Below are 6,342 nucleotides of genomic sequence, written 5' to 3'. Positions count from 1 at the left end.
CTCGACAATCATTTATCTTGTTGCGACTGTGATTCTGCTTGTTTTTCTCAACATACAGATTCTAAAAACCGACACCAATCGTGTCTTGCACACTATCGACACTACAAAAACACTCCTCGCAGAAAATCCAAATTCTGCGCTTCCTAACAAGTTTCAGTATCTTCCAGCAGGTACACACAACCAGGAGACCGCAAAAATTGAAGAGGGTGCAGACTATGCACAGTCTGTCAGCCGTCATACTATTGAAATTACAAGCCCTATCCGTGTTGCCGGTGTGATAACAGGTTATCTTCATGCTGAAGACAGTCGAACTTCGCCTTGGTTTACCAACTTAATGGTCGGTGGTTTTGCTTTAATTGTTTATTTTGCTTGTGCTTCTTACGTCTTTGTTCATGCCAGACGTAATTATCTTTTCACTCAAGATATTGTTGCTAAAATTAAAAATATCGAACGCAGCCCGCTCACGCAGAGTTACTTGATGAGCGAAAACGATGATAAAGTAACTCTGGCACTAAACTCTCTGGGCGAATACATCCAAAATCAGATTTTATCGCACAGTGAAAAGAAAGAGAACATTTACGAATTCATTGAACTGTTTCAATTTCCTATTTTCATTTACAATGCTAAAGGAAAAATTCGTAAAACAAATGCTGCTTTCAAAAATGAATTTGCGGATACACATAACCTTGATATTTTCAGTCCTTATGCTGACTTTTTAAGTTTCTTAGTGGATAAGATGCTCAATCCGACAACACAAGAAAAGAACTTTTACTTTGAAAACATCAACGCTTATTATCAGGTACGTATTTCTCCCTTGCCAGACTTGGACAACCGTTTTTTAGTCACTTTACTTGATATAACTGCGTTTAAACGAACACTAAATGCCCACAACGAACTGATTGCTAATGTTAGTCACGAACTGAAGACACCTCTAACTTCAATTAAAGGATTCGCTGAGTTACTAAAAGACGACACACTTTCGGAAGCAGACCGTCACGAGTTTTCTCATATTATCAGTAAAGAAAGTTCACGCTTGATTGCTTTGGTTCAAGACACGCTACTTCTAACCAAGCAAAACATTCATATTGACAAGAAAAAAATCAATCTCTCCGCCCTTGTCGAAGAGATCTTAAACACTTCACAACCCTTGCTTGATGAAAAGCACCTGTCACTTCAGACAGACATTGCTCCTATCTCTCAAGTTACCAACCGTCAGATGGTGCATAGTATTTTTGAAAATTTGATTGAAAATGCCATCAAATATACAGATGACCATGGAAAAATCTACGTTGGTCTCCATCAAAACAAGAAAAAAGTTGTTTTCACCGTCACAGATAACGGTCCTGGTTTAACAGAAATTGAAAAATCACGTATCTTTGAACGCTTCTACCGCGTAGATGAAAGCCGTGCCCAAGTCACAGGAACTGGTCTAGGATTGTCTATCGTGGATAAAAACGTCAGAGAACTTCAAGGACATATTGAGGTAATCAGCGTGCCTGGTAAAGGAACGACATTTACTGTTACTTTATAAAAAGAAAAAAGACTTCTCTAAAGAGAGTCTTTTTTCTTTTAACGTTCCAAATAAAACTCAAAACGCTCCCCAACATACTGAGAGAGAACATACTCAAATGCGCGACCATCGGCCAAATAAGAAATTTGCATCAATCCTAAAATAGCATCGCCCGACTTAATCTTAAGATATTCAGCAACTTCGGTGCTGACTTTTTTGGCAGAAATAATCTGTTGACTGCGATCAATTTCATAACCTGCTTGTGTCAGTGTATTAAAAAAGTTAGAGGTAATATTTTTCTTCTCGAAAGATTTTACCAAATCATACGGAATGCTTGCAACTTCATAACAGATGGGTACTTGATCTGCATAACGCACACGTTCCATCCGGATAATCATTTGATCTTTCGAAATTTCCAGCTTCTCGCACTCGACTTCGTTAGGCAAAGTTTTGAGGTAACTTAAAACTTCAGTTGACGGTGTTTTTCCCTGAGCAGTAATAATTTCTGTGAAGGATGTTGTGCCCCGCATCTTTTCGCGCACTCGGCGGCTGGCAACATACGTCCCACTCCCCACACGGCGCTCTAGGATCCCTTCCTCTACAAGTGACGTTACAGCTTGTCGCGCAGTCATCCGACTTACACCAAAGCGCTCAGCCAAATCTCGTTCACTCGGCAGCCGCTCACCAATCTTCCAAACTGTTTTTTCAACTTCTTCTTTTATCGCGTCATGAATTCTTATATAATTTGGAACATTGCTTCTTTGCATGTTGTCTCCCTCTGCCTTGTTTTTTTATTATTATATACCAATTTCAAATAAAAAACCAGCTATAATAGCTGATTTACATAATTGGTATAATTATTTTGCAGGGACTGTGATTTCACCATTGATGATTTTTTCTTTAGCAGTTTCAACAGCTTTCCATGCTTCATCTGAAGTATTGTTACGAGCGAGAGCTACACCTGAGTTTTTCAAGTCGTACTTAAGAATTTCACCACCAGGGAATTTGTCGTCTTTAGTTTTGTTTGAAACGTCTTTGACAACATTACCTACTTCTTTAAGTGTAGAAGCTAATACGAAGTTAGATTCTTTACCATCTTTAGATTTAAATTTACCTTCGTCTTCTTGGTCACGGTCAACACCGATAACCCAAACTTTATCTGCTTCGTTCTTTGTTTCGTTAAGAACACGTGCTTCTGTGAACACACCTGTACCTACACCGCCGGCTGCTTGATAGATAATATCTGCGCCACCAGAGTACATTGCTGAAGCGATAGTTTTACCTTTACCTGCATCGCTAAATGAACCTGCATATTGAACATCTACTTTGATGTTTGGATTGACAGATTTAACACCTTCTTGGAAACCAACTTGGAAGGCTGTGATGATATCTGACGCAATCCCTCCGATGAAGCCAACATGGTCAGTTTTGGTTGTTTTTGCTGCTGCAACACCGGCAAGATAAGCTGATTCTTGGTCAGCAAATGTTGCTGAAACAACATTTTCTTGATTTTCAATCACAGAGTCAATAATTGCAAATTTAGTATCTGGATTGTTTTTAGCAGCTTGTGAAGTTGCTTCTTGGAGGCCGAATCCAATACCAAAGACTAAGTCATATCCACCAGATACAGCTGAGTTGAAGTTAGCTGTGTAGTCAGAAGCTGAATTAGATTGGAAATAGTTGATACCTTTACCTCTTGAAAGGTTGTTCTCTTTACCCCATGCTTGCAAACCTTCCCAAGCTGATTGGTTGAATGAACGGTCATCAACACCACCAGTATCGGTAATCATCGCTACATTGAGATCTGTTTTGGCTTCACCACCTGAAGCTGCGTCACGTCCACGGCAACCTGCCAGAACTGCTACTGATGCAAGTGCAAGAGCACCAACTGCGAAAATACGTTTATTCATAGAAACGTTTTCCTCCAAATTTAAAAATTTTTAAAACTCTCGCAAGTAAGAGTTTTTATGTATAAGTTTATTTTAAGATATTTTGTATATTAATTCAAGCCAAAAAGAAAGATGTGGGATTTATCCACATCTTTGTTCGGAAATAGCTTTTTTTCTGTCAATTTTAGAATTTTATTCCAGTTCTTTAAAGGAATAAGGCAACAATTGACCCACTGATGTCTCTTTGACTTCTCCCGTTTTTGAGAGAAGGTACACTGGCATATCAGCTTCACAAAATTCAGAAACGACTTGGCGACATGCACCACAAGGACTGATTGGAGCGGCAGTTTCTCCATAAATATACAGACTTGAAAATTCCAAATGATCTTCGGATACAGCCTTAAAAATAGCTGTTCTCTCCGCGCAATTGCTCAAGCCAAAGCTCGCATTCTCAATATTACACCCTTGGTATACTTTACCGTCCGTAGTTACAAGCGCTGCACCTACAGGAAAGTTGGAATAAGGGACATAAGCATGACTGCTCGCTTCACGTGCTGCTTCAATAAGTTCTTTAGTAGCTGGCATTGGCAGTTTCACCTTCCATGATTGCGACACCTGATGAACAGCCCAAACGGTTTGCGCCAGCTGCAATCATAGCTTTAGCATCTTCAAGATTTCGGATACCACCTGAAGCTTTGACACCCATGTCAGGTCCAACAGTTTCACGCATCAATTTTACATCTTCAACTTTGGCACCAGCTGTTGAAAATCCTGTTGATGTTTTAACAAAATCTGCGCCTGCACGTTGTGCTGCTTGACAAGCTTTGACTTTTTCTTCATCTGTCAAAAGACTTGTTTCGATAATAACTTTAAGGATACGGTCATCTTTAACAGCATTAACTGCTGCAATATCACTTTCCACTAAGTCCCATTTACCGTCTTTAGCTGCACCAATATTAATCACCATATCCACTTCGTCTGCACCTTTTTTGATTGCATCTACAGCTTCAAAGGCTTTGACTTCTGAAGTGTTTGCCCCGAGAGGGAAACCGATAACTGTACATACTTTTGAAACTTCATCTTTAAGTTGTTCAGCAGCAAATGCTACCCATGTTGGATTGATACAAACACTTGCAAACTCGTATTTTTTTGCTTCATCAATGATAGCTTGGACTTTTTCTTGTGTTGCATCTGCTTTGAGGATTGTGTGGTCAATGTATTGATTGATTTTCATTTTTAGGTCTTCTCCTAGTTATTATTTATTATGCGGACTTTCAAGTACGCTTTAGTTGTGAACATTAAAATTTATTTGGGCTTGCGATTTTTAAGGTAAAGCATACCAATAATCGTATAAACCGAGATAAAGATAAGGATAAAAAGTGTAACTTTAAGCAGCGTATTATGTGCCCAAAGATTCATTCCAATTGCGCCAAGTACAGCAGCTGTTACACTTTGGAGAGCTTTTATTCCGTTAGGAATAGGGGGAAGTTCATTTTTCATCAGCGAATAACTTCCAAAATTTCAGGTGCATGGATTTGCTGGTCAGAAATTTCGATATTGTCTTTAAACTCCGCAATCAAATCGGAAGAAATTGCACGATTGCTATAAAGTGTAGCAATAAGATCGCCTTTTTGGACTGATTCGCCTACTTTTTTCGCAAGATTAATACCTGCTTCAAAATCGATTGTATCTGTCTTGGTTGCTCTTCCAGCTCCTAGCTTCATCGCAACAATACCGACTCCCATTGCTTTTTCTTGTGAGATAAAACCATCACGCTCAGCATAAATCTCAACAGTATGTGCCACATTTAACTCTGCAGTCAAATGGTTAAATGCTGTTGCATCTCCGTGTTGCGCTTCACACATAGCAAGGAATTTACCATAAGCTTTACCATTATCAAGATTTTCGATGATTTCTGGAATGGTTTTTTCTACACCTGCTAATCCAAGCATAATTTGAGCCAGTTCCGCAATAAAGTGACGGAATTCTGGTGTACCTTTGCCATTTAGCGTATTTACGGCTTCCGTAATTTCATTACGATTACCAATAGCATAGCCTAAAGGCTGGTTCATATTGGTCAAAACTGCTACCGTTTCACGGCCAACAGCTTTTCCTAAGTCTACCATCGTGCGAGCCAAGATGCGCGCATCTTCGATATTCTTCATGAAAGCACCGTCGCCGACAGTCACATCAAGCAAAATGGCATTTGACCCCGAAGCAATTTTCTTAGACATGATCGAGCTTGCAATCAATGGGATAATATCGACTGTGGCTGTCACATCACGAAGTGCATAGAGGAGTTTGTCTGCTTTAACCAACTCGTCAGATTGACCAATCACCGCGATTCCTGAATCTTTTACTTGGCTGATAAAGTCTTCTTCTGTTTTTTCAATTTCAAAGCCAGGAATGGATTCTAACTTATCTAATGTTCCACCAGTATGTCCTAAACCACGGCCAGACATTTTAGCGACAGGGACATCAAAACTCGCCACTAAAGGTGCTAAAATAATTGTTACTTTATCACCTACACCACCCGTCGAATGTTTGTCTACCTTCACCCCAGGAATAGTTGATAAGTCAAATTCCTTACCTGAAGCAACCATAGCCATGGTTAAGTTTGCTGTTTCTTCTGTCGTCATACCTTCAAAATAAATCGCCATAGCAAGTGCTGCCATTTGGTAATCCGGCACTTCACCATTCGCATAACCAGAGATAAGCCAATCAATTTCAGCTTTCTCAAAGTGACCACCGTCACGTTTTTTTTGAATCAGGTCAACCATTCTGTAGGTCATAGTTTCTCCTTATAACTTCTTAAAATGTAATATCCTTTATCTTTCGCGACAACCTCGCAGTTGCCAAAGACAGCATTCATTTTCTTTTGTGCACTCGGCGCGCCCTGTTTTTTCTGAATTACGATAGTCAAATGGCCATTATTATTTAAAT

Annotated in this window: 8 protein-coding genes; 1 reads left to right on the top strand and 7 read right to left on the bottom strand. The window is 39.5% G+C overall.

Translation table 11 applies throughout. The features are described 5' to 3' along the window. Positions 1-1,531, top strand: a 1,531-nt coding sequence (locus LACDD01_RS01695) for a sensor histidine kinase (protein ID WP_061413006.1), incomplete at its 5' end; no start/stop codon positions are given. A 38-nt stretch (positions 1,532-1,569) separates the two neighbouring features. On the opposite strand, the gene LACDD01_RS01690 is transcribed toward LACDD01_RS01695, so the two are convergent. The 7 genes from LACDD01_RS01690 to LACDD01_RS01660 all read right to left on the bottom strand — a co-directional run. Further along, positions 1,570-2,277 carry a GntR family transcriptional regulator gene (locus LACDD01_RS01690; protein WP_061413004.1) on the bottom strand — a complete coding sequence of 236 codons (708 nt, stop codon included), beginning with the start codon at positions 2,275-2,277 and terminating at the stop codon, positions 1,570-1,572. Positions 2,278-2,367: 90 nt separating this feature from the next. Further along, positions 2,368-3,420, bottom strand: coding sequence for a BMP family lipoprotein (locus LACDD01_RS01685; RefSeq protein ID WP_019293371.1), 1,053 nt, complete (start codon positions 3,418-3,420; stop codon positions 2,368-2,370). Positions 3,421-3,591: 171 nt separating this feature from the next. Next, positions 3,592-3,984 (bottom strand): cytidine deaminase, encoded by a 393-nt coding sequence (locus LACDD01_RS01680; protein WP_019293372.1) that lies wholly within the window; start codon positions 3,982-3,984, stop codon positions 3,592-3,594. After that, positions 3,971-4,633, bottom strand: a complete 663-nt coding sequence (gene deoC, locus LACDD01_RS01675; protein WP_061413002.1) for a deoxyribose-phosphate aldolase — start codon at positions 4,631-4,633, stop codon at positions 3,971-3,973. The genes LACDD01_RS01680 and deoC overlap by 14 nt, the downstream gene beginning before the upstream one ends. Positions 4,634-4,704: 71 nt before the next feature. Then, the gene (locus LACDD01_RS01670; RefSeq protein ID WP_019293374.1) at positions 4,705-4,899 is read right to left on the bottom strand and encodes a hypothetical protein; all 195 of its coding nucleotides are present in this window, start codon (positions 4,897-4,899) and stop codon (positions 4,705-4,707) included. Next, a complete protein-coding gene (locus LACDD01_RS01665) occupies positions 4,899-6,191 on the bottom strand; it encodes a pyrimidine-nucleoside phosphorylase (protein WP_061413000.1) in 1,293 nt (430 codons plus the stop codon). The genes LACDD01_RS01670 and LACDD01_RS01665 overlap by 1 nt, the downstream gene beginning before the upstream one ends. After that, a partial coding sequence (locus LACDD01_RS01660) for a methyltransferase (protein ID WP_156468508.1) occupies positions 6,188-6,342 on the bottom strand: 155 nt, incomplete at its 5' end. The genes LACDD01_RS01660 and LACDD01_RS01665, both read right to left, overlap by 4 nt.

The organism is Lactococcus sp. DD01 (genome assembly GCF_001578715.1).
GTDB classification, from domain to species: domain Bacteria; phylum Bacillota; class Bacilli; order Lactobacillales; family Streptococcaceae; genus Lactococcus; species Lactococcus petauri.
This window is presented reverse-complemented; position numbering and strand designations above follow the sequence as displayed.

Coding starts and splice junctions, on each gene's coding strand:
- LACDD01_RS01685 (WP_019293371.1), bottom strand. CDS start 3,420: ATGAATAAACGTATTTTCGCAGTTGGTGCTCTTGCACTTGCATCAGTA.
- LACDD01_RS01670 (WP_019293374.1), bottom strand. CDS start 4,899: ATGAAAAATGAACTTCCCCCTATTCCTAACGGAATAAAAGCTCTCCAA.
- LACDD01_RS01665 (WP_061413000.1), bottom strand. CDS start 6,191: ATGACCTACAGAATGGTTGACCTGATTCAAAAAAAACGTGACGGTGGT.
- LACDD01_RS01680 (WP_019293372.1), bottom strand. CDS start 3,984: ATGCCAGCTACTAAAGAACTTATTGAAGCAGCACGTGAAGCGAGCAGT.
- deoC (WP_061413002.1), bottom strand. CDS start 4,633: ATGAAAATCAATCAATACATTGACCACACAATCCTCAAAGCAGATGCA.
- LACDD01_RS01690 (WP_061413004.1), bottom strand. CDS start 2,277: ATGCAAAGAAGCAATGTTCCAAATTATATAAGAATTCATGACGCGATA.